The organism is Streptomyces nigrescens, from assembly GCF_027626975.1.
Lineage (GTDB): Bacteria > Actinomycetota > Actinomycetes > Streptomycetales > Streptomycetaceae > Streptomyces > Streptomyces nigrescens.
Genome location: NZ_CP114203.1, coordinates 9,234,433 through 9,259,212 on the forward strand (window position 1 = coordinate 9,234,433; position 24,780 = coordinate 9,259,212).

Sequence of the window (24,780 nt, forward strand, 5' to 3'; positions counted from 1 at the left end):
ACTTCAAAGCGCACTTCAGTGCGCCTGCTGAGCATCATCGCCCCATGGAGGGGCTGCCCGGTGCGTCAGATACCGGGCTCAGCGGCGTGGTCCGGCCCTTCGTCCGCAAGGGATGAGGGCGGCTCCTCGGTGGGGAACAGAATCGGGCTGAGCAGGTGCCGGGTGCGGTCCGGTGCGGGTTCATTGCCCATCCGGGACACGATCACGCCGCGCATCTCACCGATCATCTCGGTGAGTTCGTCCTGACTGAGCCAGAGCGCGTGCTGGCGGTAGCCGACCAGATCAGCGCTCGGGTCGGCACCGTCCCGGTCGAGATAGGCGTTGAACTCGGCCAGCAGGGTGGCCATGGCCGCGGCGAACGCTCGCCGGTGGTCCTCCGCCGACAGCGCCGCGGCGGTGTCGGCGTCGATCACCGCCCGTGCGCGCTGCAGCCGGTACCGGCGCTCGACGGCGCCACGCACCCGTTGTTCGCCGGCCACCTCGAGGAGGCCGCCGTCGGCGAGCAGACCCACGTGCCGGTACACGGTGGCCTTCGAGGTGTCGGGCAGAAGGGCGCACAACTGCGAGGTCGTAAGCGTCCGCCCGCCGGACAGAGCGTGCACGACGCGGAGCCGCACCGGATGCAGGAGCAGGTCGACCGTGTCCATGCGCGCACGATCTCACATCCAATACCTTTCTCAAAGTTGAGAAATGCAGTAATCCCGTGTACGGGGTCAGGCACCGGCGTGGCCGAAGAGACGCGGACCGCCCGCACTTGCCCCAGTAGTGGTTCGTCCGCCGTCACAGCCGTCGGTGCTACTCAGACGCCGCTGATGGTGATCTGAGTACGACGTCGGATGCCGGTCGACAGCAGGCTTCCTAGCCTCTCTGGCATGGACAACTCCGGCAACGCTGCCGATTCCCCTGCTTCCCCTGCTTCCCTTGAGCCCGCCGCCCTCCGTCCTCGGCGTACGGTTGCCGACTGGGGCTGGCTGGCCGTTCTCGCGATGGGAGTGCTGGCGGCGGGCTTCGTTGTGGGGGTCATCGGTCCCTTGTTCGCCATCGCCTGTGATACGTGCCAAGACGGTGTCCGCAACCCGCGGTTCGTCAATGTCCTGATCACCCTCGCCTGGTACGTGGTGCCCGCGACGACGCTGGGGACGGTGGTGGGCATCTTCCTTCCCCGGGGCGGCGCCCGGGCGGGTGTCATCGGCCTGGGGGCTCTGATGGTGCTGCTGATCGCGATGGTGTTCATCGGCCGAGTGGCCTGAAGTTGACCGGGTGGCTGCGCCCGAATCGGGAGGCATGAAGAGTCACCGCTGACGAGTGCTCGACGTACAGCAGGCTGCGTGCCTGCTCTCGCGAACGGCATGTCCACACGGCCGACTTAGCCCACCCACCCGACCGGCTTCCCGTCCGCGGCGCAGCCGATCTGGGCCGTCGGCCGGGGGAGCGTCCACCCCGTGTATGTATCGGATGATCGACCGGGTATGCCACCGGCGCATTCAGGGATATGCGGCGCGCGCCCGGCCGGAGGGAGGAATCTGCGCCTTAAACCTCCACTTGGCCTGTCGCGTTTTCCCTTATTGCTCGTTGTCGCTCACGTGATTCCCTGCAGCAGCAGCCCGACCTCGGGCATCAACAGCACCATGAGACCGCAGAGCGTCAGCTGGGCCGGACGTATCGCCCTGATCGAACCCGCCCCCAGATGGGTCCGCTACGCCCGCTATCTCGCGCCCCATTGGAAGGGCATGGCGCGCCTCGACAGCGCCAACGGCATCGGCGCCCTCCCGGCCGCGCTCCTCCTTCTGCTCGCCGCGTCCCTGCTCTTCGGCGCCGGCGGAGCGGGGGCGGCCCTGGCGGTACGAGCCGCCTGCGGCGAGCCCCATCTGCTCGGATTCTGGCTGGCCTTCGACACCGCCACCGCTTTCGTCCTGGCCACGTCCTATTGGCTGGTGAGCCGCTATGGGCTGCGGTTCTACGACACCGAGCCCGCCGACAACGAGATCTGGCGCCTGGTAACCGTCGCCAACACGGCCTGGCGCGCCCTTCCCCGCTCCCACCGCCGTATCCACCAGCCCCGACTGCGCGCCGCCAATACCGCCGCACGTCTTCTGCTCACCGACCACACCGATACCCGCACCCGCCAGGCCCTGGCCGCGCACACCGAACTCCTGCGCCAACTGTCCGTCACCGTGCTGCCGGACACCCCACCGAACGACCAGGCGGAGGAAGCCCTCACCGCTGCCCTCGCGCACCTGACGGAGGAATGCCAGAACCTCCGGGACACCACCACCCCCACCTCCTCACCCACCCCCCGCCCGTCCCTCACCGCCGCACCGGCCTGACGCCCTGCACCGCCGGCCCTGCTCGGTGGCCACTGCCCCCCTCCCCACGGCGCGCCCGCTCTGCCCTCCCGTCACTGAGCCGCAGCGCTGCCGGGTCACACACCTCGCCGTGGGGGCCGCTGGTCTCGGTACATCTGGGAGCCCCTTGGGGCACGCCGACCGGCCACGCCGTCCGGCCACACCGACCGGGCAGGTCGTCCGGTCCCACCGACTGGGCAGGTCGTCCGGTCCGATGAGTGGCAGCAAACATGAGTGGGGGCAGGCCGCGGAGCCTATGGGGCCTCCGCCTCCGCCTCCGCATCCGTCTCCGCTTCTGCGGACGCCGAGGTCCTTTCGCCCTCCGTGCTCTTTCTCGTACGCGGAACGGTGTCTCCATGCGGTGCCGGCTGGGGCGCGGGTACCGGCACCGGCACCCCGGGCGCTGGGTGAGCTGAGGGCGCGCAGTCATCCGCGGACCGTCCGTCGGCGGCCGGGTCTGCCGCTTCGCGGGTGTGCTGGTAGGCCCACAGATCCCGGAACGGCCCGGGTTCCGCGACCAGTTCAGGGAAGGTGCCCTGCTGGACGATGCGGCCCTTGTGCAGCACCAGGATGCGGTCCGCGCAGGCGACATTGGTCAGCCGGTGGGTGATCAGGACCACGGCGCGGGTCGCGGCCAGCTGGCGCAGACCGGCGAAGATGCGGTGCTCGCCCAGCGGGTCGAGAGCGGCGGTCGGCTCATCAAGGACCAGCAGCCCGGCCGGGCGGTAGAACGCACGCGTGAGCGCGATGCGCTGCCACTGGCCCCCGGAGAGCTCCTGTCCCCCCAGCCAGTCGCGGGCCAGCACCGTATCCAGCCCGGACCGCAGCTCGGTGAGCACCTCGTCGGCGCCCGACCGGGCACAGGCGGCATGGATATCGGCGTCACCTCCTGAGGTGGGCTGGCCCAGGGTCATGTTCTCCCTGGCGGTGAGCGGCCACCGGGCGTAGTCCTGCGGAACCAGGGCGACATGGGACCACATGGCCTGCGGATCGAGCTCGCCGGTGGGGACGCCGTCCCAGGTGACCGAGCCGGTGGTGGGCAGATACAGACCGCTCAGGAGCTTGGCCAACGTGGTCTTGCCGCTGCCGTTGTAGCCGACCAGAGCGACGACTTCGCCGCGGCGCAGGGTGAAGGACACACCCCGCACCGCATCGTTCGCCGCCTCCTCGTAACGGAAGACGAGATCCTGCACGGTGATCTGCTGCGGCGGCCCGGGCACCGTGGTGCCGCGGTTCATACGGTAGCCACCGGCCTCCCGGAGGAAGGCGGACCAGTCGTCCATGTACAGGCCGGTGCGCATGATGCGGGCACCGCCGACGACCAGACCACGCAGCGCCATCCCGACCGTCTGCAAGGCGAAGACGGCGGTGCCGGCGTGCCCGACGCTCATCCGGCCGGTGGCCAGCAGCCACACCACTGCCGCCCACACCGCCGCCGAGGCGACTCCTCCGCACAGCGCTCCGAGCACGGACATCCGTGCCCCGGTGTCCGCGGCACGCCGGTCGGCACGGTTGATGCGATCGGTGATGTGCCGGTAACGGCCGACCAGGAAGGACGACATGGTGCCGGCGCGGATCTGGTCCGCCGCGTAGCGGTCGCCCACATGCCAGCGCAGGATCGACAGCAGCCGGTAGTCGCCGTTGGACCGCAGCCGCGCCAGGTAGCGCACGCGAGCGGCGCTGATCTGCGCCACCGCCTGCGGGAAGCTTGCCAGCGCCAGCAGCGGTAACAGCGCCGGATGCAGCGCGGTCAGGACGCCCGCCCCGGCGATGAGGGAGGCAAGCGAGGCGATCAGGTCCTGGCCCTCGGTGACCAGGTCCTGGGCGACCTCGGCGCCCCGTTCGGCGGCTTCCTTGCGATGGTTGAAGCCCGGGGCGTCGTAGGCGGACAACTCCACCTCGGTGACCGCCCGCAGCAGACCGAGTTCCGCCTCACGGCTCATTTGCGGACCCAGTCGCGAGGACAGCCAGGCCACGGTGATGCCGAGCAGAGCCCGTGCCGCTGCGGCGCCGGCCAGCATCACCAGCGACGGCCAGGCGGCCAGCAGACGTCCGTAGATGTCTCCGCCGGCCAAAAGGGCCGCGATCGTGCCACTGACCGCCAGGAGACCCAGCGCCTGCATCGCGCCGGAGGCGACCTGGCAGACCAGCAGCCCCAGACATGCCCAGCGGTCGATGCTCCAGGCCAGCGCGACCGAACGGCGCACCAGTCGAGGCAGTCGGCGCGCCATGTCCGCCAGCCGGATCTGTTGACCGGCTCTCTCCCTGCTGCCGGTCCGGTCGACGAATTGCAGCTCCTCTCCGCCGGTTTCTGCCTCGTCGGGCACCTGTTGACGTTTCTCACTCCGGGGGAGACGACGTCGCGTTCTCACCACTGCTGCTCTCCTTCTGCAAGTCGGCGACCACCGGCCTGGGGGATGGTCGAGCCGTCCCCACTGGCTGGTCGTGCGCGGGTGGCCAAGGAACCGGGGGGCGTCAACCGCAGGGCGGACCCGGGTGGCCGGGACCGCAGTGATTCGAACGAGGCCGGACAGTACACAGGGGCGGGCACGAGGTTCACGACTCCTGCGGAGCGACGCGTAAGGGGCACAGACGCTCTAAAGAACGGCCCCATACGCACCCCGTAACGGGTACTCCGGGGGCAGATTGTGGACACACGTTCCAGCGGCCGGTGAACGTCAAGGAGCGCTTGGTCTCTCGCCGTTGAGGCGCACTAGAACAGCACGGGTCACCCCTTCGAGGTATTGCCCGCTCGCCGCCTCGAGCACGGCGAGGGCGCGCTCGGGGGTGGCGTCGTCGTCGGGGCCGCACGGACGCGTGGGCCGACCGACAGCTCCCCACTCGCACCATTCAGGTCCCGCCCGTCGCACCATTCAGGGCTCGCCCGGCTCCCTCCCCACCACACCGTCCTCGTCAATCCCGGGGGAGTGCCTGCCGACTGCGCTGAAGGAAGTGGCGTTCAGCCGTGTTGTCCGTGCGGGCGAGCGCCTTCTCGTAGGCCTCGGCCGCCTCGGTGTTGCGGTCGAGGCGGCGGAGCAGATCGGCACGGATGGCGTGGAAGACGTGGTACCGGTCGAGAGGGAGGCTGTCGACGAGGGCGAGCGCCGCCTCCGGCCCCTCGACCTCGGCCACCGCGACCGCGCGGTTCAGGGCCACGACCGGGCTCGGATCGAGAGCGAGCAACTGGTCGTACAGCTGGAGGATCTGCCGCCAGTCCGTGTCGGCCGCGGTCGGTGCATCGCTGTGGACGGCGTTGATGGCCGCCTGGACCTGATAGGGGCCGGGCCGATTGCGCCGCAGACACCGAAGGACGAGGGCTTGGCCCTCGGCGACCAGGGTGCCGTCCCAGCGGCTGCGGTCCTGGTCGGCCAGCAGTACGAGGTCGCCGTCCGGGCCGGTGCGGGCGGCACGCCGCGATTCGGTCAGCAGCATCAGGGCGAGCAGCCCCACGGCCTCGGGCTCGTCGGGCAGGAGCTCGGTGAGCAGCCGTCCGAGCCGGATCGCCTCCCGGCAGAGGTCTTCGCGCACCAGCGACTCACCCGAGCTGGCCGTGTAGCCCTCGTTGAAGATGAGGTAGACGACGGCCAGTACGGCCCGAAGGCGGTCCGGGAGGTCGGCGTCGGCCGGGAGGCGGTAGGGGATCCGTGCGTCGCGGATCTTGCCCTTGGCCCGGACGAGCCGTTGCGCCATGGTCGGCTCGGTGACCAGGAAGGCGCGGGCGATCTCCGCGGTGGTGAGCCCGCCGAGAAGCCGGAGCGTCAGCGCGACCCGGGCGGCGGGGGCGAGCGCGGGATGGCAGCAGGTGAAGATCAGGCGTAGCCGGTCGTCGCGCACGGGTCCCTCCTCGGCCGGCTCGCCGCCGGCGTGCAGCAGAGCGGCTTGCGCGTGTCTGTCGTCGCGGGACGCTTCCCGGCGCAGCCGGTCGACCGCACGGTTGCGGGCGGTGGTGATGATCCATCCCGCCGGGCTCGGGGGCAGCCCGGCGGACGGCCAGCGCTCGACCGCCGTGGAGAAGGCGTCCTGGACCGCATCCTCGGCGACGTCGATGTCACCGAAGACGCGGACCAGGACGGCGACCGCACGCCCGTATTCCTCCCGGAACACGCGCCCGACCTCGGCTGCGGTCGCCTTGGGCATGCCGGAAGTCACCCGCAGGAGCCGTGCTGCAGCGGCCTGACCTCGATGGGGAGGGTGGTGGCGCGGGCGAGCTTGCGGCCCCATTCGAGCGCGGCATCGAGGTCCGGGGCCTGGATGACGGTGAACCCGCCGATGTGCTCCTTGCCCTCGATGTACGGGCCGTCGGTCGTGAGCATCTCGTTGTCCTTCTGCCGCACCACGGTCGCCGTGCCCGGCGGGTGCAGACCCCCGGCGAACACCCAGGCGCCGGCTGCTCTGAGCTCGTCGTTCAGGGCCTCCACATCCCGCATGATCGGCTCCAGGAACTCCGGCGGCGGCGGGGGCCCGTCGGGCTGGTAGATGCTGAGCAGGTATTGCGTCATGGAGTGCCTCCTCGGCCGGTCGCTCGGCCGGTGCTGTCCCGGCCTCTCACCCTCTATACGAACGGCCCCCTCCCGAATCGACACCGTGACACGACCGGCCGAAGATTTTCTTGCCCGCTTCTGCGGCGGAGCGGTGAGACGCCTTCGGTGACTGCGACGACGGCCTGCTCAATTGGGGGAATGCACGCCCGCACACGTTCGAAGACCGCTCCGCGGTGATACCACCTCTGGGTATGCGCCGAGGGTGGGCACCAGCCTCGCGCGCGGCAGTCGTCCCCCTCCCGGCGCTGGCCACGGGAGGGGCGGGAGGCGGTGGCGGGCCAAGTGCGGAACCGATCCGGCGGGGAGCGCGGGCGTTCCCCCGACGCCCACAGGAACGGGCCCCGGCGGCCCCGGGGCACTGCACGGCATACCGCCCGAGGAGTACGGGCCCTGGGCGTGCGCCGGGAGAGGGGGCGTGCGCCGGCCCGTGTGACGGGGGAGGGCGCCGAGGTCTCTCCGACGCTGCGGGTGGCGGCGGGATACGCCTGGCGCCTGATCATCGTGGGGGCGGCCGCCTACGCGATCTTCGCGGCGCTGGGACGCTTCCATCTGGTGACACTGGCGGTCTTCCTGGCCCTGGTGCTGACGGCCCTCCTGGAACCGGCGGTCAGTCTGCTGAGCCGCTGGATGCCACGATCGGCGGCGGTCACGGTCGGCCTGCTGGTCGGCATCCTGCTCCTCTTCACCGTCCTGAGCCTGATCGGCGCGACCGTCGCCGGTGAGTGGGACGGACTGCGCCGGGAGTTCATCGGCGGCGTGCAGAGAATCGAGCGGTGGCTCGAAGGGCCGCCGGTCCACCTGCGTCCGGGGGCGCTCTCCGATCTGCAGGCCCGGCTCTCGCGGTTCGTGACGAGCCATCGCGCCACCTTGATCAGCACCGCGCTCAGCGGCGTCGGCCAGGTGGTGGCCGTCCTGACGGTGGGGGTACTGGCGCTGTTCTGCTCGATTTTCTTTCTGCATTCGGGCGACCGGATGTGGACATGGTTCGGCGGCCAGCTGCCGGTACGCGGGCGTCACACCGTGCATGCCGCCGGGTGCGCCGCCTGGATCACCTTCACCGGCTACACCCGCGGCATCGTGGTGGTGGCCGCCATCAATGCCGTTCTTGTAGGAGCGGGGCTTTTCGCCCTGGGGATTCCGCTCGCCCTTCCGCTGGCCGTGCTGGAATTCTTCGCCGCCTTCATCCCGCTGGTGGGCTCACCCGTGGCGCTGGCAGTGGCTGCCGTGGTGGCGCTGGCCGCGAAGGGCCCCCTGGTGGCCGCCGTCGTCGTGCTGCTGATCGTGGTCATCGGACAGATCGAAGGCCATGTGCTGCACCCCCTCGTGATGAGCAAGGCGGTCCGGCTGCACCCGGTGGTCGTGGCACTCACGGTCATCTGCGGCAGCGTCACCGCGGGCGTGCTCGGAGCGGTCGTCGCCGTCCCGATGGTCTCGGTGGCCTGGTCCGTCTACGGCGTACTGCGCGTGCCACCCTCCCCGGCTTCCCTGGGCCGCTGAGCGGACTTCCTCGCGGCCTCCTCGTTCTGGCTGCTCGCCGCCGGGCCCGCGGAAGCCGGCCCGCGGGAGCCGTCCGCGGCAACCGGCCCGCGGAAACCGTCAGCGGAGACCGGCCCCGGGAGCGGGCGCCGGGAGCCGGGAACCGCAAGACGCCCGTCAGACGACGGCACCCTCGGTCCAGGCCCGGCTGAGGATCTCGTCGACCGTCTCGTCCACCGTCTGCTGCGAGGTGTCCAGCCACAGTCCGATGTCCCGGGGCGTATCGGTCCGCATCAGCTTGTCCAGGTCCCGCACGGTCCAGTCGGGCCCGTACGCCGTCTTGGGGCGGGACACCTCGCGCGCCTCGACCGCCGCCGGGTCGGGGACCAGGACGACGACCGCGAGCGGCCTGGTCTTGATGAACCCGGTCATCTCGGCGAGGTACTCGCCGATGAGGATGTCCTGCGCGATGACGGTGAAGCCGGCCTGTGCGTACTCGTCGGCGCAGTGTGCCGTCAGCCGGTAGCGCAGTTCGAGCTGGGCGACGGCGTGCTTCTCCGCGTCGGGCGTCATGGTGATCTGACCCCGGACGATGTTGCGGCGGAAGGTGTCACCGCGCAGGTGGACGGAGCGGGGCAAGCGTTCGGCGAGCGCCTGGGCCACCGTGGACTTGCCGGCTGCCTGGATGCCGGTGATCACCACGACACCGCCGTCGTTCCAGGGTCCCTGCGGTGTGACTCGTCGTCCGGGAGCGTTTGCGGTCATAGTGCGGAAGCTGCCTCTCTCCTGTGGGGGTGGTTGGGGCAGGCCGTGCCACCTCAGGCGCGCTTCTGAGCGGGATGAGATGAGCCCCCGAGAATGCGTGAAGGGGAAAGCAGGACGTCCTCCCGCACTCGCCCGGCGACCATATCGCCGACCAAGTAGGCCGTCGCAAAGCCTTTGCCGCCGGTCCGCAGAACACGAGCAGATTCGGCCACGTGGATTTCTCCTTCTTCGGGCCGCAGAGGGCTGATCAACCCACGAACAGCGACCATCCCGACCATCCCGAACGCCCCGTACACCCCGCCCCCCCCGTACACCCCGAACGCCCCGAACGGCCTGCCGGTGATCGCCCGGTCGGCCGCACGGATTGTTGTAGCGGCGCCGAACCGGGTACCTGGCCCTGGGGCCTGTTCTCCGGAGCGGTCCGGGCCCACGAGCGCGGGGCCCACGAACCGGCGATCAGACGAACCCGCAAACCCGAGTGCCCGCATACCCGCAAAGCCGCAAACCTGAGTGCCCGCACACCCCCAAATCCGCAAACCCGAGTACCCGGAATCCGAGGGAGCCGCTGTGAAGTTCGGAGTGTCGACCTTCATCACCGACCAGGGCATCGCGCCCGCCGCGCTCGGGCGCGCCGTCGAGGAGCGAGGGCTGGACTCCTTGCTCATCGCCGAGCACACCCACATCCCGGTGGACCGCCGCTCGCCGTACCCGGGCGGCGGCGAGCTTCCCGAGATCTACTACCGCACCCTCGACCCGTTCGTCGCGCTCAGCGCGGCCGCCGCGGTGACCGAGCGGATCCTGCTGGGCACCGGTATCGCCCTGGTGGCCCAGCGGGACCCGATCATCACGGCCAAGGAGGTGGCCTCCCTGGACCTGGTCTCCGGCGGGCGGGCCGTCTTCGGGATCGGTGTCGGCTGGAACCGGGAGGAGATGGAGAACCACGGCACCGACCCACGCACCCGGGGCCGCCTCGTGGACGAGCGGCTGCAGGCGATGCGCGAGCTGTGGACGCGGGAAAAGGCCGAGTTCCACGGGGAGTTCGTCGACTTCGACCCGGTCTACTCCTGGCCGAAGCCGGTCCAGAGTCCGCACCCGCCGATCTACGTGGGCGGTGGCGAGGCGGCCTTCGACCGGGTGGCCGCCCTGGGCGACGCCTGGCTCGCCAACAGCCTGCCGCCCCAGGAGCTGGGGCCGAAGATCGACCGGCTGCGCAGCATCGCGGGCCGCAGCGTACCGGTGACCGTCTACGCGGTCGCGGACGAGCCGGAGATCATTGAGCAGTACACACAGCTCGACGTGGAGCGCCTGCTGTTCTACCTCCCGACGTTGCCGGAGCCCGAGACCCTGTCGTACCTGGACCGGCTCTCCGACGTCGCGAAACGCTTCCGGTGAGCGGTCGGGCGCCGCGGTGCCGAGGATGACCGGCGACCGGGCCCGGGAGTGCTTCACCCGGGCCCGGATCGCCCGCCTCGCGACCGTCGACGACGCCGGCCGCCCACACCTGGTGCCCGCGGTCTTCGCCCTGACCGGTGACACCGTGGTCTTCGCCGTGGACCACAAACCGAAGCGCTCGGCCGACCTCAAGCGGCTGGCCAACATCCGCGCCCACCCCGAGGTCTGCCTCCTCGTCGACGGCTATGACGAGGACTGGGACCGCCTGTGGTGGGCGCGGGCGGACGGCACAGGGGCCGTGCTGCCACCGGCCGAGCGGTCGGCGGCTTCGGCGCGCTACGTAACCCTGCTGACGCGCAAGTACCGGCAGAACTACGCCGACCGCCCCCCGCAAGGCCCCGTGGTGGAGATCCAGGTGGCCCGCTGGTCGGGCTGGTACGCCGCCTGACCGCTGAGTGCCTGACCGTGTCAGGCGCCGATCACACCGGACTTCGCGATGACGATGTCGGCCTTGGTGGCGCCGCCGTGCGAGCCGAGGGATTCGATCTTCCTGACGAGCTCCATGCCTTCGACGACCTCGCCGAAGACGACATGCTTGTTGTCGAGCCAGTCGGTGACGATGGTGGTGATGAAGAACTGCGAGCCGTTGGTGTTCGGGCCGGCGTTGGCCATGGAGAGCTGACCGGGCTTGGTGTGCTTGATCTTGAAGTTCTCGTCGGCGAACTTCTCGCCGTAGATGCTCTTGCCGCCGGTCCCGTTACCGGCGGTGAAGTCGCCGCCCTGGAGCATGAAGTCGGGGATCACGCGGTGGAAGCCGGATCCTTCGTAGCCGAAGCCGTGCTGGCCGGTGGCGAGCTCGCGGAAGTTCTGCGCGGTCTTGGGAACCACGTCGTCGAAGAGGGTGAAGACGATCCGGCCGGCCGGGTCGCCGTTGATGGTGATGTCGAAGTACACGTTGTTACTCATGACGGCAATCCTCACATCCGCCGTGACCGGCCCGGCACGCGGCCCCGACCTGCGGCTCAAGGAGGGGAGAGCCCGTCGGCCGCCCGGCCCCTGTATGCCTGCCGCACCCTCGACCGCCCGCGCGCGGCATCCGGCCATGGGGGAGTGGTCGCGCCGGTGTGCTCCGGTAGGCGAACCAGGGCAGGAAGAACTGAGTGACCGGGCCGACCGCGAGGGCGTACAGCACGGTGCCCACGCCCACGCTCCCACCGAGCAGCCCGCCCACCGCGAGCACGGCGATCTCGATCACGGTGCGGACCAGCCGAATGGAACGCCCGGTCACGGCGGACGCACCGGTCATCAGCCCGTCCCGGGGCCCGGGCCCGAAGCGGGCGCCGACGTAGACGGCGACGGACAGTCCATTGAGGAGGACACCGCCGACGAGCAGACCGGCCCGGGTGGGGAGCCCGAGATGCTGGGGGACGAGGGAGAGACCGAGGTCGGACGAGTACGCCAGGACGAGGATGTTGGCGACGGTGCCGAGCGTCGGTTTCTGTTTGAGGGGGATCCACAACAGCAGCACGAGCACCCCCACGACGGCGCTGATCGTGCCGAAGCTCAGAGAGGTGTAGTTCTCCAGTCCCTCGTACAGGACGCTCCAGGGATTGACGCCCAGCGAGGCCCTGACCATGACCGAGAGACTGAATCCGTACAGGGCAAGGCCGACGAGCAGTTGGGGAAGGCGCCGCAGCGGACGCTCACCGACAGGGACGTAGGTGAGTGGGGGCGGCGATGACGGGCGCGTACGGGACATGAGTCGCGTGGGCCCGGCGCCCTTCTCCGGTGGGGCACTCGCGCGGCGCTCCTCGCGGCGGCGCAGATGTTCGCGCCCGTAGTGGTTCGTGCTGTCCTGCTGCATCCCCAGTCGCCTCCACGGGTGCGCGCCGAGCGCTCTCTGTGCTGTGTGTGCTCAAGGCCAATTCCAAGGTCATTGGCAAGGCCCAGATCCAAGGTCCAGGCCAAGGTCAAAGCCAAGGCCAAGGCCAATACGGCGACTCTGTACAGTGATTGGTCTGGGTAACACGGCCAATCCGGGGAGAGTGGTATGGCGGACCCGAATCCGATCCGTCCCGTGGACAGGGCGGATCGCACCGACCGGGCCCTGGGAAGCCGTCAGCTCGCCGCGATGCTGCCCGACCCGTCGGGAACACGACCCGCCTACCGCCACCTGGCCCGGGCGATCAGCGCGCTCATCCTGGACGGCCGCATCGCGTTGCATGTCAGACTCCCCGCCGAACGGGAGCTGGCCACCGCCCTCCACACCAGCAGGGCCACCGTCACCGCCGTGTACGACCTGCTGCGCGAGAGCGGCTACGCCCACAGCCGCCAGGGCTCCGGTACCTGGACGGCCCTGCCGGACGGCCGAGTTCCCAGCGGCATCACCCGTCTCCTCGGCCCCCAGGACACCGCGATCGACCTGGCCAGGGCCGCTCCCGGACTTCCGGAGCAGACACTCACCGACGCTCTCGCCCAGATCGCCCCGCAACTGGCCGAGCACGCACACACTCCCGGCTACCACCCCTACGGCCTCCCGGAACTGCGCGCCGCCATCGCCGAGCGTTTCACCCGGCGGGGACTGGCCACCCTGCCCGAACAGATCCTGGTGACCTCCGGCGCCCAGCACGCACTCACCCTCGTCCTGGGGCTGCTGTGCCGGCCCGGCGACCGGATCATGGTCGAGAACCCGTCCTATCCGAACGCTCTGGACGCCATGCGCCGCGGCCGGCTGCGCACGGTGTCGGTCCCGGTGACCGACACCGGCTGGGATATCGAGATCGTCGAATCGACCCTGCGCCAGGTCGTGCCTCAACTTGCCTACCTGATACCGGACTTCCACAATCCGACCGGACTCCTCATGCCCGAGCACGAGCGCGTCCGCGTGCTGAGCGCCGCGCAACGCTCCGGCACCTGGCTGGTCATTGACGAGACCCTGGCCGACCTCGCCCTCGACGTCCCCGCCCCGCCGCCCTTCGCGTCCCACGCCGCGCCCGGTGGCACCGGCCAGGTCATCACCATCGGCTCGATGAGCAAGACCCACTGGGGCGGTCTGCGCATCGGCTGGCTGCGTGCCCCCGCGCGGCTCGTCACCGAACTCGCCGGCCAGCGGGTCGCCACCGACATGGGCGGCTCGGTCCTGGACCAACTGCTGGCCCTCGCCCTGCTGGCACGGGCCGGGGACCTGTTGCCGCCCCGCCTGGAACAGATGCGCCAACAGCGCACGGCCCTGGCCGCGGCACTCACCGAGCACGCCCCGCAATGGACCTGGCAACTGCCGCCCGGCGGCCTCTCGCTGTGGGTCGACCTCGGCGAACCCATCGCCTCGGCGCTGGCCGAGCGGGCGCTGGATTACGGGGTGCGCATCGAGGGCGGCGCCTACTTCGCCACCGACCCGGGCCTCTTCGAACAGCGCCTCCGCATCCCCTACACCACGCCACCCGACACCCTGCGCGAGGCCGTACACCGCATGGCCACCGCCCTCGCCGACGGCCTCTCGCAGACATCCACCACCCGACAACCGCACTGGGTCGCCTGAGAGAAATCTGCCTGCCCCTAGCTTTCACCGTCCCCGTGGGAGCGTTGATTCCCCGCACGCGCCGCCGCCCCACCCCTTCACTCGAAGCCCCAGCAGCAAGTCCCGGGCGCACAGGAGCGATACGCCCGGGAGCACCTGCCCTCATACCTCCGCTCATACCTGCGCTAATCACTCCGCTTCGACCGGAAAAAGGCAAGCAGTATCACGCCGAGGGGGATATGAATTTCGATCATGGATGCGGGGTTCAGTGTCACCGACATCTCCAGCAGACTGTGCATGGCCGGCCGCCAATCTCGCCATGGTCGCGAAATCCGTGAGTGGTTTCTGTACTCGTCATGAAAGCCGGTGCCGGGCAGGAGCAGCAGGGCTCATGAGGGGGCTCATGGCTTGCGAAGCGGGTACGCGGGCCTCGGCCCTGGGTATGCTCCAGCTCACGGGGGGTGGCTATGACACACACTCAGGAGACAGTGACGCGCCGGGGCAACGAACCCCTGGAACGGATCATCAGCGAATCGGCGTTGAGCCACAAGAGGCTGGCTCATCGGGTGAACGAACTCTCCCATCGGGACGGGATAGCCAGCCAGTACACCCACACATCGGTGGCGAACTGGTGCCGACGGGGAATGGTCCCCAAGTGGCCGACTCCCCAGTACATTTGCCTCGCCCTCTCCGAGGCATTAGGAAGACCGTTAACCGTCCGCGATATCGGAATGCAGGATGCGGATGCGCCGGAAATGAGGCGCGCGGGCCTGGAGTTCGCCAGAAGTCAGGGCGACGCACTCGATGAAGCTGCACACTATTGGAGCGCTGTGAACCGCCGTCAGTTCCTCACCCAGCAGGCATTCGCCGTCTCGGCCTTTGCCACACCCGTAACGCGATGGCTGGTAGATCCGGTGGAGAAGACCCAGGCGCGCAGCAGCGGTCTGGCGGTCGGCCGCGGCCATATCGCCGAGCTGCAGGAGGCCGCCGACGCCGCCCGTGTGTGGGACTCCCGGTATGGCGGCGCCGGATGGAAATCGAAGTCGCTCAGCGAGTACCTGTACGAACGGGTCGCGCCTCTCCTCAAGGGCAGCTACTCCGAGCCGGTCGGCAAAGATCTCTTCCGGGTCACCGCGGAGTTAGCGCGACTGGCGGGCTGGACGGCCTTCGACGCGGGACAGCAGCACGCCGCCCAGCGCCATTTCATCCAGCGCTCCGGTTGGCCCGTGCCGGCGGGGACGCCGAACTCGGTTCCTACATCCTGAGCACCATGGCGATGCAGGCCTTGATGTGCGGATTCGCCTCAGAGGCGATCGATATGGCGCAAGGGGCATTTCAGCGGGACCGACGGCTCGAACCACGGGTGGCGGGGTTCGCGAAGCTGATCGAGGCACGGGCCCACGCCCGCGCCAAAGACCCCGCAGCGGCGAGCAGTTGCCTGGCACACGCTGAGCGCCTCCAGGAACGAGGAGCGGACGGATCAGGGCCGGCCTGGATCGGATTCTTCACCCAGTCAAGAATCATCACCGATGCCGCGGAGGTCTTCAGGGACCTGGAAAACCCCCGGGCGACGTTCGCCTGGCACACCATGGGCGGAATGCCGGGCAGCGAATTCATTCGTTCCCGGGCCGTCCGCCTTTCCGTACTGGCCTCGGCACACGCCCAAAACGGCGACCTCGGACAGAGCCTCCACATGGGACGTCAGTCCCTGGAGATCTTCACACGCCTGGGCAGCGTCCGCGGCATGGACTATCTGCAGGTCTACAGCAGGTCACTGGCCCGCTGGCGCCGTGAGCCACAGGTGCGCGACTTCATGACCGACGTCGGCACGGCACGAAGGGCGCTGACCGCGTGATCTTGCCGGAGTTGCAGCAGCCACCGCCCTTCCTGATGCCCATCTCCGACGTCTTCTCCCTGCATCAGGGCAGGTCGGTCCTGTGGACAGGTGCCATCGAGCGGGGGGAGGTCCGCAAGGGCGACGAGGTAGAAATCGTCGGCCTGGACGGCGGCGGGTGCGGCGTCGTGACGGATATCGATGCGCTGGGAAAACGCGTCAACCAGGCCGGCGCGGGCATGCATGTGGGCCTGGTCATGCGCGGAGCAAGGGTGTGCGACGGCAGGCGAGGACACGTGGTGGCTGCGCCGGGCTCGATGGGTGCTCACACGTACTTCACGGCGGACATCAAGCTGCTGTCCGAAGAAGAGGGCGGTCGGGACATCCTGCCCGGTGATCGTTTGCTCTTTCATGTGCACACCGCTGCTGTATGGGGCGCCGTGACGCTGCCGCACGGCCTCGACGCGGTCCCTCCGCAAGGGAAAGCCACGGTATCGATCACACTCGACAAGCCCCTCGCCCTCGAAGAAGGCCGGCGATTCGCCTTCCGCCACCACAGTCGTGCCGCCGGTTCCGGCACCGTGACCCGGCTCTTGGCGCAGTGACCATGCGTGGAGATCAGGCGCAGCCGGAAAGCCACAGCGACGGGGGCGGACGCTCCGCCGGTGCCGGCCCCGTAAATACGGCTTGCACCTCCCGTAACGGGAGGTCCTACGGTCCGAGTCATGAAGATTGTTGTTCATGACACGGCGTCCGCCATGCTCGACCTCCTGCAGCGACCGCTGGAGGAGCGGCCCGACGCCCTCCGGGAAATACTGAGCCCGCTCCAGAGCGCGATGTCCGTGGCGGGTGACATGGATCTGGTCCAGATACACCAGCAGGGCAGCGGCTTCCGGCTCGACCGGGAGGACCCGCGGTACCTGGCCGCCCTGCGCCAGATGCAGGACGCGGGGGTGTGGAATCGCGTCGAGGACTCTCTCACCGCCGCGTGGGAGCGGATCAGCGGCGCGGCGCCGGGCATCAAGCACGCCGACACCGTGCACGTCGTCCTGGTACTCGGCGACCCCGACGACGAGCATCTGCGGGTCCGCAGCAACGGCTACTTCGGGATGGGCGGGTTCCCGGGTGCGATCCATCTGGTGATGTGGCCCACCGACACGAGCCTGGAGCAGATCGGCAACTGTGCCGCGCACGAGCTCCACCACAACGTGCGCTACGCGAATGTGGTCTGGAACCCGATGACCGTCACGCTGGGGGAGTACGTGGTCGCCGAGGGGCTGGCCGAGGCGTTCGTACGGGAACTCGCCGGCGAGCAGGCCATGGGGCACTGGACGCAGGCGGTGACCGGTGCCGTCCTGGACAGCGCCTACGAAAGGATCACAGCCGACATCGACGTGGCGGGGATGCAGAACCTGACCGCGTATGTGCTGGGCGATGCCACCGCGCAGCTCTTGGGGCAACAGCCTGTGGGGCTCCCGGACTTCGCCGGATACGCGGCCGGACTGCGGATCGTGGACGCGCACTTTGCGGCCTCCGGTCTGACCGCCGCCCAGAGCACCGCCCTGTCGGCGCGCGAGATTCTCGTCAACGCGGGGGTGCAGACCAGCGCGTGACCGCCGGCGGCCAGGGGGCGTCTCCCCTGGGGTCCGTCTTCAAACGGATCTTGCCCAGAGCAGGAGTAACGCGAGTGTGACCGCTGCTTCGTAGGAGGCGGCGGTCTTCTCGTATCGGGTGGCGATGCCGCGTCGTCGTCACCCTATGCGCCACTTCAGTGACTTGAGTGTGGAACCTTTTCGCGGTGCGAGTCCTCCTATATGGGGCGAAGGCGTGCGCATGTGCGCATCTACGCATGCGCACTCACGCACACCATGAGTCATGCACGACCTGAACATGACGAACGTCAACCTGTGCCGCCCAGCCGGCACTTGGGATACGGAAGGTCTGCTGGATGAAGATTCGCCGCACACTGACGGCCGCCGCAGCGGTGGCCGTATTAACGCCCGCGGCCGTACTGGCCGCGCCCGCGGCCGCGTTCGCAACGGAGCCGGTGTCCGAGGCCGGTCCCCGCACGCCCGCCTCCCCCGATGCCGCCGGGACCGCCGAAGGGACCACTGAGAGGACCACCGGCGCGGGTGGCGCCACCGGTGGAGGCAAGGACGCCGATGATGCCGATGGTGCGGGTCAGTCCTGCGCGTTCGAGTCCGACCAGTTGCAAGCGGCCGTCCACGGGTTGCCGCGCCAGCTGACTGCGGGCGGCGCCTGGACCCCCTTCTCCATGACGCTCACCAACACCACCGGCAAGCCCTTGGAGGAGGTCCAGCCCTTCCTGCGTGTGTCCTCCGCCGAAGATGTCGACCGGCCGGAGTGGGAGCTGGAGACCGAGTACCGCGACGCCAAGACGGGGCGGTGGAAGACCTTCCATGACGCGGAGCCCGAGGACCTCTTCGGCTTCTTCGCCGTCGGGCCGCGCAGCAGCATCACGCTCCAACTGCGCACCCGCGTGGTCAAGGACGCCAAGCCCGGCGCCGGGTACGCGCTTGCCGCCGGCGACCACCGCAACCGCGACGGTTCCTGTGGTTCGGCCAAGGAAGCCTGGTACGACTTCACCCTCCGCCCCGCGGGCGCGAAGCCGACGCAGCCCCCGACCGCCAAGCCGGGTAAGCCGGGCAAGCCGGGTGGCACGGCCGAGAGCAGCCAGAGCGCCGCTTCCGGCGGTGGTACGGGTGGTTCCGATTCCTCCGGTGGCCTCAGCCCGCAGGGCGGCGCCCAGCTCGCCGCGACCGGCTCCTCGTCCGCGCTCCCGGCGATCGCTCTCGCCGGCGGAGCCGCGACGGTGGCCGGCGCGGGTGCGGTCATCGGCGTGCGCCGCCGCCGGAAGGGCGTGGCCGGTCCGGGCGCCACGGACATCACCGCGTGAGCCCAACCATTCCCCAAGAACCCACGAACCCAATAACCCAAGGTTCCACGGCCTGAGAACTCAGTGACACTGGAAACAAAGGCTCCAAGGGTCCGAAGAACCAGGAAAGAGATCTTCATGAAACTGCGTCGCATCCTGTCGGTCTCGGCCGCGACGGCCGCCCTGCTCCCCGTGGTGGTCGCCGCCGCGCCCGCCTCCCAGGCGGCCCCTGCCGCGGAAATCCCGACGTGCTACGACGTCAGCAACGGGCAGTACCACAACAACGCCTTAGTGGGCCGCTCGTTCGGCATACCCGAGTCGATCACTCTCGGCACTCACTGGACGACCTACACCGCCACGCTCACCAATTCCTCCGCGAAGGAGCTGAAGTCGTTCGAACTCAGCGCCCAGCTGGGCAGTTATGTCTACAACGAGGGCGAGCGCGACCTGAGCCCGTACGGCGATCTGCAGTACTGGGACACCTCGCAGCGCGCATGGAAGACGCTGCGCCAGGCCGATGGAAAAGCCGGCGGCACCGTCCCCGGCCCGAAGACGCTGAAGCCCCGCGAGTCCGTCCACGTGCAGCTGCGGTTCAGGGTGGGTGAAGACCTGCCCCTGGACCACAATTACGACGCGTTCACCGGCCTCACCGGCACCTTCATCGACCGCTACCGCGACACGGACTGCACATCCGACGGCGTCGCCGAGGGTGCTTTCTACCCCCGCAAGGGCTGAAACCCGCGGGGAGGGCTGCCGCCGTCGCGGCCCGGCGGCGGCAGCTCCCTAGTACACCGGCAGCGCCAGCAACGTCGCACGGTTGAGGACGAAGAGGCGATTGGCGCCGGCGGCGGTGGAGCGGGAGTGGCCGCCGGTGAGGGCGTAGGTCTGGGGCTGGCCCTCTCCGGTGCGTGGCAGGCCGCTCACCCCGGTTTCGTCGCTCTCCACGATCCAGACGCTGTTCCCCTGAACGACCGGGGGCCGCCACGGCGGGGCGACGCCTGCGACGATCATCGGGGCGCCCGCCTGGCTGCCGTCGGCACGCACCGATCGCAGCGCCTCGCAGTCCAGCGCATAGATCACACCGCCGGCCACGGCGGGTGGGCCCCACCCGGCAGTGCCCTGTTTGGGCGGACGCAGTGGGTTGAGGGCCCACAGCTCGTCACCGTCGGCGACCTTCACGGCCGCCAGGCTGTTACCGCCGAGATAGACGGTGGTGCCGTCGATGGCGGGACGCAGCGGTCCTTCGGCCTGGTCCTTGCGTACCCATGCGCGGGCCCCGTCCTCGGCACGGACCGCGGCCACGTCCCCCGTCTCCGTGCAGAGCACCAGATGGCCGGCGCCGAGGGCCGCGGCGGGGTGGCCGCCCGACAGCGCCAGCGGCGGCCGCCGGGTCCACCGCACCTTCCCGTCGGTCCCCACACAGCGCAGCCGGCCATCGGAGGTCAGCAGGTAGACGGCGTGGGCGTCCGCGGCCAGCAGGGCGCCCACTTCCGCGTCCACCGTCCAGCGGGGGGAGCCGGTGGCGGCCACATAGGTGCGCAGTGTGCCCCCGTCATCGGCGGTGGCCACCAGTCGGTCCCCGACCGACAGATACCCGGCCTCCGCCTTCGCGTCGCCGATCCGCCACCGCTCCCGGCCGTCGGTGACCCGGCGCGCCGCGATGCCGCCCCCGGAGGCAGCGAACACCACCACATCGCGCACCGGCAGCGGAGCCGGCGAGGCGGCGTCGGCCACCTCCTGGAGAGGGCCCCACAGAGGTTCCGGGGAGCCCTCGGAGGAGCCGAGCGGCGCGGCCCGTACCTTTGCGGCGGGCGGGATGTCGAAGGGGTCGGACGGGGCGTCAGCACCGTCGCCTCGGCTGAGCCACCAGGCGGTGCCGCCGCCCGCCGCGGCCAGCAGTGCCCCACCGCCGGCGGCCGCTGCCAGCAGCCGCCGCCGGGTGAGGCGGGGGGTGCCGTCGGTCGCGCCGCCCTCGGGGGTGGACGAGGGGCCGGCCGGACGGGCCGTCAGGCGGCGTGCCGCCGCCTCTCGTTGCCGGATCTCCCCGCCCAGCCGACCGGACCTCCACAGCCGTTCGGACTGCCGGGGCGGCGCCGCGGCCTCGACGACCTGATGGGGCAGCGGGCGCGCCGCCGGGTCCTTGGAGAAGCAGGGCATGACGAGGTACCGCAAGCCCTCCGGGACGGCGTCCAGGTCGGGGTTGCCGTGCACGACCTCGTAGAGGACGGCCGTGACCTCGGCGCCGGTGTACACCGGCCGGCCGCCCGCGGCGAAGGCGAGGACGGCGCCGAGGGAGAAGACGTCGGCCGCCGGTCCGACGCGCTTCCCGAGGACCTGTTCCGGTGCGCCGTAGCCGGGGGTGACCGGGATCTGTCCGGTACGGGTGAGGGTCAGACCGTGCTCGGGGCGGGCGATGCCGAAGTCGATCAGTCGGGGGCCGCGCGAGGTGAGGACGACGTTGGGGGGCTTCACATCCCGGTGGACCAGCCCCGTGGCGTGCACGTCCTGGAGCGTGCGGGCCAGTGACCGCGCCAGCTCCCGCACGGCGGCGTCGTCGAGCGGTCCGAAGCGCCCGACGGCGTCGTCCAGCGTGGGGCCGGCCAGGAACTCCGTGGCGATCCACGGCCTGCCGCCCTCCAGTTCGGCGGCCAGCACGCGCGCCACGCCCTCGCTGGTCACCGCCTGCGCGGTCCGCGCCTCCCGGAGGAAACGCTCGGCCAGGTGCCCGTCGTGGGCGAGTTCCGGCAGCAGGACCTTCACCGCGGCGGGGCCTCCGGAGGCGTCCGCTCCGAAGTACACCTTGCCCATTCCGCCCTCGCCGAGGACGCCGTGGAGGCGGTAGGGGCCCAGGCGCAGCGGATCTCCCTGGCCGAGGGGTTTCACGTCGGTCGTCTCCTGGATCGGGAACGGAACGGAGCGGGGCGGTGTGGGGCGTCAGGCGAGCGGGAGGGCGACGGTCCGCTTCTCCTGGCGGACGTACAGCCGGCCGCCCTCGGCGTCGGCGGTCAGGACGAGGGGCTCGGTCTCGTACGTCCAGACGGCCTGCCGGGCGCGCAGGTCGATGGCGCGGAGGCCCTTGTCGTCGGCGCAGTACGCATACCGCTTCCCGATCGCCGGGGCCACGTCCCGGGTGTTCTTCCTGCCGGACAGCCCCTTCTCCTGCCAGTTCAGCGTGCCGGAGACGGCGTCCACGGCGATCAGCCCCCGGTCGGCCTCGGCGCAGTAGACGACTCCGTCGTGGACGACGGGCGCGCCGTACCGCCGTTCCTCGCCCGCGCTGTCGCCGACATCGCGCCCGGTCCCGAAGAGCCACTCCAGCTCGCCGTCGGACAGCCGGCGGGCGGTGAGGTGCTCGGCGCCCAGGTAGAGGTTCCGGGCGTCGGTGACCAGACGGGACGGTGGGGCGCCCTCGAACGTCTCGGAGACCTCCCACAGTTGGCGGCCGTGGGCCTTGTCGTACGCGGAGAGGCGGATGAACTTCGAGTCCCGCCTCGGGCTGCCGCACAGCACCAGCCGGGACCCCACGACGGTGCCGCACAGCGCGGGCGGGAGGCCTTCGGCCTGCGGCCCTTCCACCTGCCTGCGCCAGCGCTCCTTGCCCGAGTCCAGATCGGCCGCGACCAGGTACCAGCGCTTGCCGGAGGCGGTGCGGGCCACCAGGTACGCGATGCCGTCGGCCACGCACAGCAGCTGGTTGAACTGCTCCTTGCCGGCGAACGAGGAGAGTTCCACCAGGGGCTTGCCCAGTTCGCTGTTGGTCTGCGACACCTCGCACACCGCCGGCGACGCCGCTTTCTCCTTGTGGCCCCGCAGGGCGTACACCCGGGTGCCCTCGGTGGCCGACCGCCAGGGCTCGGCGACGTTCGCCTGCCAAGTGGTCTTGCCCGACTCGGCGTTGATGCCGCACAGCACGATCCCCGCGCGCATGGCCAGGTTCCGGCCCACCCTCATCACCTCGCCCCCGAAGTCCGGGCACCACATGGCGGCGCTCCACATCTGCGTCGGAGGCTTCAGCCGGTCGACGGCGTCCTTCTTCTTGGCGCCGCCCCCTTCGTCCGCGGAGCCGCCGAGCAGGGCCCAGCCCCCGCCGCCGAGGACGCCGCCGCCCAGGAGGGCGCCCCCGGCCACGTACAGCAGCCGCCGCCGCGAGACGCCCGGTGAGGGGGCGGCGGCCTCGGCCAGCGGCGCCTCGGCGGGCACCGGCGGCGGCAAGCGGTGCGGCGGCTCGCGCCACACCTCGTCGCTGCGCCGGGAGATCTCCCGCAGCACCGCGTCGGGCAGCAGGTCCGCGAAGCCGCCGCGGTCGACCGGGGCGCCCCCGGCACCGCCCAGCGCGGTACAGAGCTCGGTGGTGGACGGGCGGTGCGCGGGATCCTTGCCCAGGCAACGGACGAGCAGAGGCCGCAGCGACTCGGGAACCCCGCCGAGGTCCGGCTCGCCGAACCGCACGCGGTACAGCAGGTCGCCCGGGGCCCCGCCGCCGAACGGGCCCAGGCCGGTGGCGGCGAAGACCAGCACCCCGGCCAGGGCGAACACATCGCCCGCCGCCGCGTGTTCCAGACCCGCCGCCTGCTCGGGCGACATGAACGCCGGTGTTCCCATGGCGCTGCCGACGCTCGTCAGATGTTCGTCGCCGAAGGCCCGGGCGATGCCGAAGTCGATGATCCGCGGGCCCTGCGCCGTCACCAGGATGTTGGACGGCTTCAGGTCGCGGTGCACCACCTCCGAACGGTGCAGCTGCTCCAGCCCGGTGGCGAGGGACGCGCCCAGGGCGCGCACGGCCGGCTCCGGCAGCGGCCCGCCCGCCTCGACGGCCGTGTCCAGCGGCGGGCCGAGGACGTACTCCGTGGCCAGCCACGGGACCGGTGCCTGGGGGTCGGCGTCGACGACCGCGGCACCGTGACCGGAGCCGATGACGCGTGCCGCGTCCGTCTCCAGCCGGAAGCGGGTGCGCAGCGTGGTGTCCGCGGCGAGACGGGTGTGCAGCGTCTTCACCGCGACCGTGTGCCCGCCCGTCGAACGGGCCAGGTAGACGGTGCCCATGCCGCCTCCGCCGAGGCGGGCGAGGATCCGGAACGGCCCGACGGTGTGCGGGTCGTCGTGCAGAAGTGGGGAGATCATGACATCAGTGCCCTTGCGTGGGGAGAGCGGTGGCGAGGACCTCCGCCGACTGGCGGGACAACGCCTCGACGACACGGCCGGGCAGCGACACCGGTTCCGTGGCTCCGGTCAGCGCGCCGTACGCCGCACCCGGCAGCAACTCCGCCAGCACCCTCGCCGGTTCGGGCCGGCCCTCCGGGTCGCGCGAGCGGCACGCCGTGACGATGTCGCGCAGGCCGGCGGGGATCTCCTGCCGCTCGGGCACGGTGTGCCCGGTCGCCGCGTACGCCAGCACGGCACCCAGGGCGTAGACGTCGCCGGCCCGGTCCACCGGGCCGCCCGCTGCCAGTTCGGGAGCGAGACAGCCGGTATCCAGCCCGCTTTCCGGCGTGGGGGAGGCCCCTGCCACCGGGTTCGCGCGGGTCGCGCCGAAGCAGCTCAGGAGCGGCCCGCAGGCCGTCAGCAGCACGCCCGCCGGGCAGACGCCGCCGTGCACGATGCCCAGGACGTGGGCCGAGGCCAGGGCCTCGGCCAGTGTGCCGCCGAGCGTGCGGACCAGCGGTTCCGGCAGTGGACCGCCGTGCGCGGCCAGGACGGCCGGCAGCGGCAGCGCCGGCCGATAGGGGGAGGAGTACCAGGGGAAGGCCGGCGTCCCCCCGAGCCGGCCGACCGGCCAGAAACCGGGCTGGGTCAGCCGGGCCGCCTGCTGCGCCTCGGCCGCCCACCGCGCCGGATCCACGCCGGGTGGCGGCAGACACGCCAGTACGGTGTGCCCGCCGTCAGCACTGCGGGCCAGATAGCGGCGTTCGGGAACGCCCCGGCTTCCGTCGGCGTCGAGACGCGCCAACGACGCAAATTCCCCGATCCGCGCAGGATCGTCCTGCCGCAGCCTTTCCACCCTGCTTCTCCCCCGT

Annotated in this window: 22 protein-coding genes; 12 read left to right on the plus strand and 10 right to left on the minus strand. The window is 70.7% G+C overall.

Annotated elements, in window-relative coordinates:
* Positions 1-65: 65 nt before the first annotated feature.
* The gene (locus tag STRNI_RS39905; RefSeq protein WP_159491886.1) at positions 66-647 is read right to left on the minus strand and encodes a helix-turn-helix domain-containing protein; all 582 of its coding nucleotides are present in this window, start codon (positions 645-647) and stop codon (positions 66-68) included.
* 225 nt (positions 648-872) lie between these two features.
* Here STRNI_RS39905 and STRNI_RS39910 point away from each other — a divergent pair, with 225 nt between their 5' ends.
* Entirely contained in the window at positions 873-1,250 is a 378-nt protein-coding gene (locus tag STRNI_RS39910; RefSeq protein ID WP_159491888.1) for a hypothetical protein, read from the plus strand.
* 378 nt (positions 1,251-1,628) lie between these two features.
* Positions 1,629-2,327 carry a hypothetical protein gene (locus STRNI_RS39915; RefSeq protein WP_159491890.1) on the plus strand — a complete coding sequence of 233 codons (699 nt, stop codon included), beginning with the start codon at positions 1,629-1,631 and terminating at the stop codon, positions 2,325-2,327.
* Positions 2,328-2,599: 272 nt separating this feature from the next.
* On the opposite strand, the gene STRNI_RS39920 is transcribed toward STRNI_RS39915, so the two are convergent.
* From STRNI_RS39920 to STRNI_RS39930, 3 genes are all read right to left on the minus strand, one after another.
* The gene (locus tag STRNI_RS39920; RefSeq protein ID WP_277413065.1) at positions 2,600-4,672 is read right to left on the minus strand and encodes an ABC transporter ATP-binding protein; all 2,073 of its coding nucleotides are present in this window, start codon (positions 4,670-4,672) and stop codon (positions 2,600-2,602) included.
* 586 nt (positions 4,673-5,258) lie between these two features.
* A complete protein-coding gene (locus tag STRNI_RS39925) occupies positions 5,259-6,482 on the minus strand; it encodes an RNA polymerase sigma factor (RefSeq protein WP_277413066.1) in 1,224 nt (407 codons plus the stop codon).
* An 8-nt stretch (positions 6,483-6,490) separates the two neighbouring features.
* A complete protein-coding gene (locus STRNI_RS39930; RefSeq protein WP_159491894.1) occupies positions 6,491-6,844 on the minus strand; it encodes a YciI family protein in 354 nt (117 codons plus the stop codon).
* A 432-nt stretch (positions 6,845-7,276) separates the two neighbouring features.
* On the opposite strand from STRNI_RS39930, the gene STRNI_RS39935 reads away from it, so the two are divergent.
* The gene (locus tag STRNI_RS39935) at positions 7,277-8,383 is read left to right on the plus strand and encodes an AI-2E family transporter (protein WP_371874953.1); all 1,107 of its coding nucleotides are present in this window, start codon (positions 7,277-7,279) and stop codon (positions 8,381-8,383) included.
* A 156-nt stretch (positions 8,384-8,539) separates the two neighbouring features.
* Here STRNI_RS39935 and STRNI_RS39940 read toward each other — a convergent pair whose 3' ends face one another.
* A complete protein-coding gene (locus STRNI_RS39940; RefSeq protein WP_159491898.1) occupies positions 8,540-9,127 on the minus strand; it encodes an AAA family ATPase in 588 nt (195 codons plus the stop codon).
* 567 nt (positions 9,128-9,694) lie between these two features.
* Between STRNI_RS39940 and STRNI_RS39945 the strand changes: the two genes are divergently transcribed.
* Together STRNI_RS39945 and STRNI_RS39950 are read left to right on the plus strand one after the other, a co-directional pair.
* Complete coding sequence (locus STRNI_RS39945) at positions 9,695-10,519, plus strand: LLM class F420-dependent oxidoreductase (protein WP_277413067.1); 825 nt, start codon at positions 9,695-9,697, stop codon at positions 10,517-10,519.
* 25 nt (positions 10,520-10,544) lie between these two features.
* The gene (locus STRNI_RS39950) at positions 10,545-10,967 is read left to right on the plus strand and encodes a TIGR03668 family PPOX class F420-dependent oxidoreductase (RefSeq protein ID WP_381280278.1); all 423 of its coding nucleotides are present in this window, start codon (positions 10,545-10,547) and stop codon (positions 10,965-10,967) included.
* A 20-nt stretch (positions 10,968-10,987) separates the two neighbouring features.
* Here STRNI_RS39950 and STRNI_RS39955 read toward each other — a convergent pair whose 3' ends face one another.
* Together STRNI_RS39955 and yczE are read right to left on the minus strand one after the other, a co-directional pair.
* A complete protein-coding gene (locus STRNI_RS39955) occupies positions 10,988-11,485 on the minus strand; it encodes a peptidylprolyl isomerase (protein ID WP_093635967.1) in 498 nt (165 codons plus the stop codon).
* A complete protein-coding gene (gene yczE, locus STRNI_RS39960; protein ID WP_381845227.1) occupies positions 11,478-12,278 on the minus strand; it encodes a membrane protein YczE in 801 nt (266 codons plus the stop codon). Before yczE ends, STRNI_RS39955 begins: the two co-directional genes overlap by 8 nt.
* Positions 12,279-12,569: 291 nt before the next feature.
* Here yczE and yczR point away from each other — a divergent pair, with 291 nt between their 5' ends.
* The 7 genes from yczR to STRNI_RS39995 all read left to right on the plus strand — a co-directional run bounded on the left by yczR (position 12,570) and on the right by STRNI_RS39995 (position 19,501).
* A complete protein-coding gene (yczR, locus tag STRNI_RS39965) occupies positions 12,570-14,057 on the plus strand; it encodes a MocR-like transcription factor YczR (protein WP_277413070.1) in 1,488 nt (495 codons plus the stop codon).
* Between the two features lie 446 nt (positions 14,058-14,503).
* Complete coding sequence (locus STRNI_RS39970) at positions 14,504-15,301, plus strand: NsdA family TPR-like regulatory protein (RefSeq protein ID WP_277413071.1); 798 nt, start codon at positions 14,504-14,506, stop codon at positions 15,299-15,301.
* Positions 15,302-15,306: 5 nt separating this feature from the next.
* The gene (locus STRNI_RS39975) at positions 15,307-15,891 is read left to right on the plus strand and encodes an NsdA family TPR-like regulatory protein (RefSeq protein WP_277413072.1); all 585 of its coding nucleotides are present in this window, start codon (positions 15,307-15,309) and stop codon (positions 15,889-15,891) included.
* Positions 15,888-16,475 carry an EF-Tu C-terminal domain-related protein gene (locus STRNI_RS39980; RefSeq protein WP_159491908.1) on the plus strand — a complete coding sequence of 196 codons (588 nt, stop codon included), beginning with the start codon at positions 15,888-15,890 and terminating at the stop codon, positions 16,473-16,475. The genes STRNI_RS39975 and STRNI_RS39980 overlap by 4 nt, the downstream gene beginning before the upstream one ends.
* Positions 16,476-16,595: 120 nt before the next feature.
* Positions 16,596-17,483, plus strand: coding sequence for a DUF2268 domain-containing putative Zn-dependent protease (locus STRNI_RS39985; RefSeq protein ID WP_277413073.1), 888 nt, complete (start codon positions 16,596-16,598; stop codon positions 17,481-17,483).
* Between the two features lie 335 nt (positions 17,484-17,818).
* Positions 17,819-18,787, plus strand: a complete 969-nt coding sequence (locus tag STRNI_RS39990; protein ID WP_277413074.1) for an LPXTG cell wall anchor domain-containing protein — start codon at positions 17,819-17,821, stop codon at positions 18,785-18,787.
* Between the two features lie 117 nt (positions 18,788-18,904).
* Complete coding sequence (locus STRNI_RS39995; RefSeq protein WP_159491914.1) at positions 18,905-19,501, plus strand: hypothetical protein; 597 nt, start codon at positions 18,905-18,907, stop codon at positions 19,499-19,501.
* A gap of 48 nt (positions 19,502-19,549) precedes the next feature.
* On the opposite strand, the gene STRNI_RS40000 is transcribed toward STRNI_RS39995, so the two are convergent.
* Genes STRNI_RS40000 through STRNI_RS40010 form a run of 3 tightly spaced genes read right to left on the minus strand, consistent with a single transcriptional unit; the run spans position 19,550 to position 24,713 of the window.
* On the minus strand, positions 19,550-21,649 hold the full coding sequence (locus STRNI_RS40000) for a protein kinase domain-containing protein (protein WP_277413075.1): 2,100 nt from the start codon (positions 21,647-21,649) through the stop codon (positions 19,550-19,552).
* 51 nt (positions 21,650-21,700) lie between these two features.
* Complete coding sequence (locus STRNI_RS40005) at positions 21,701-23,887, minus strand: protein kinase domain-containing protein (protein WP_277413076.1); 2,187 nt, start codon at positions 23,885-23,887, stop codon at positions 21,701-21,703.
* 4 nt (positions 23,888-23,891) lie between these two features.
* Positions 23,892-24,713 carry a protein kinase family protein gene (locus STRNI_RS40010; RefSeq protein WP_277413077.1) on the minus strand — a complete coding sequence of 274 codons (822 nt, stop codon included), beginning with the start codon at positions 24,711-24,713 and terminating at the stop codon, positions 23,892-23,894.
* Positions 24,714-24,780 lie beyond the last annotated feature (67 nt).

Coding starts and splice junctions, on each gene's coding strand:
- STRNI_RS39905 (WP_159491886.1), bottom strand. CDS start 647: ATGGACACGGTCGACCTGCTCCTGCATCCGGTGCGGCTCCGCGTCGTG.
- STRNI_RS39910 (WP_159491888.1), top strand. CDS start 873: ATGGACAACTCCGGCAACGCTGCCGATTCCCCTGCTTCCCCTGCTTCC.
- STRNI_RS39915 (WP_159491890.1), top strand. CDS start 1,629: ATGAGACCGCAGAGCGTCAGCTGGGCCGGACGTATCGCCCTGATCGAA.
- STRNI_RS39925 (WP_277413066.1), bottom strand. CDS start 6,482: ATGCCCAAGGCGACCGCAGCCGAGGTCGGGCGCGTGTTCCGGGAGGAA.
- STRNI_RS39930 (WP_159491894.1), bottom strand. CDS start 6,844: ATGACGCAATACCTGCTCAGCATCTACCAGCCCGACGGGCCCCCGCCG.
- STRNI_RS39940 (WP_159491898.1), bottom strand. CDS start 9,127: ATGACCGCAAACGCTCCCGGACGACGAGTCACACCGCAGGGACCCTGG.
- STRNI_RS39950 (WP_381280278.1), top strand. CDS start 10,545: ATGACCGGCGACCGGGCCCGGGAGTGCTTCACCCGGGCCCGGATCGCC.
- STRNI_RS39955 (WP_093635967.1), bottom strand. CDS start 11,485: ATGAGTAACAACGTGTACTTCGACATCACCATCAACGGCGACCCGGCC.
- yczE (WP_381845227.1), bottom strand. CDS start 12,278: ATGTCCCGTACGCGCCCGTCATCGCCGCCCCCACTCACCTACGTCCCT.
- yczR (WP_277413070.1), top strand. CDS start 12,570: ATGGCGGACCCGAATCCGATCCGTCCCGTGGACAGGGCGGATCGCACC.
- STRNI_RS39970 (WP_277413071.1), top strand. CDS start 14,504: ATGACACACACTCAGGAGACAGTGACGCGCCGGGGCAACGAACCCCTG.
- STRNI_RS39975 (WP_277413072.1), top strand. CDS start 15,307: ATGGCGATGCAGGCCTTGATGTGCGGATTCGCCTCAGAGGCGATCGAT.
- STRNI_RS39985 (WP_277413073.1), top strand. CDS start 16,596: ATGAAGATTGTTGTTCATGACACGGCGTCCGCCATGCTCGACCTCCTG.
- STRNI_RS39990 (WP_277413074.1), top strand. CDS start 17,819: ATGAAGATTCGCCGCACACTGACGGCCGCCGCAGCGGTGGCCGTATTA.
- STRNI_RS39995 (WP_159491914.1), top strand. CDS start 18,905: ATGAAACTGCGTCGCATCCTGTCGGTCTCGGCCGCGACGGCCGCCCTG.
- STRNI_RS40005 (WP_277413076.1), bottom strand. CDS start 23,887: ATGATCTCCCCACTTCTGCACGACGACCCGCACACCGTCGGGCCGTTC.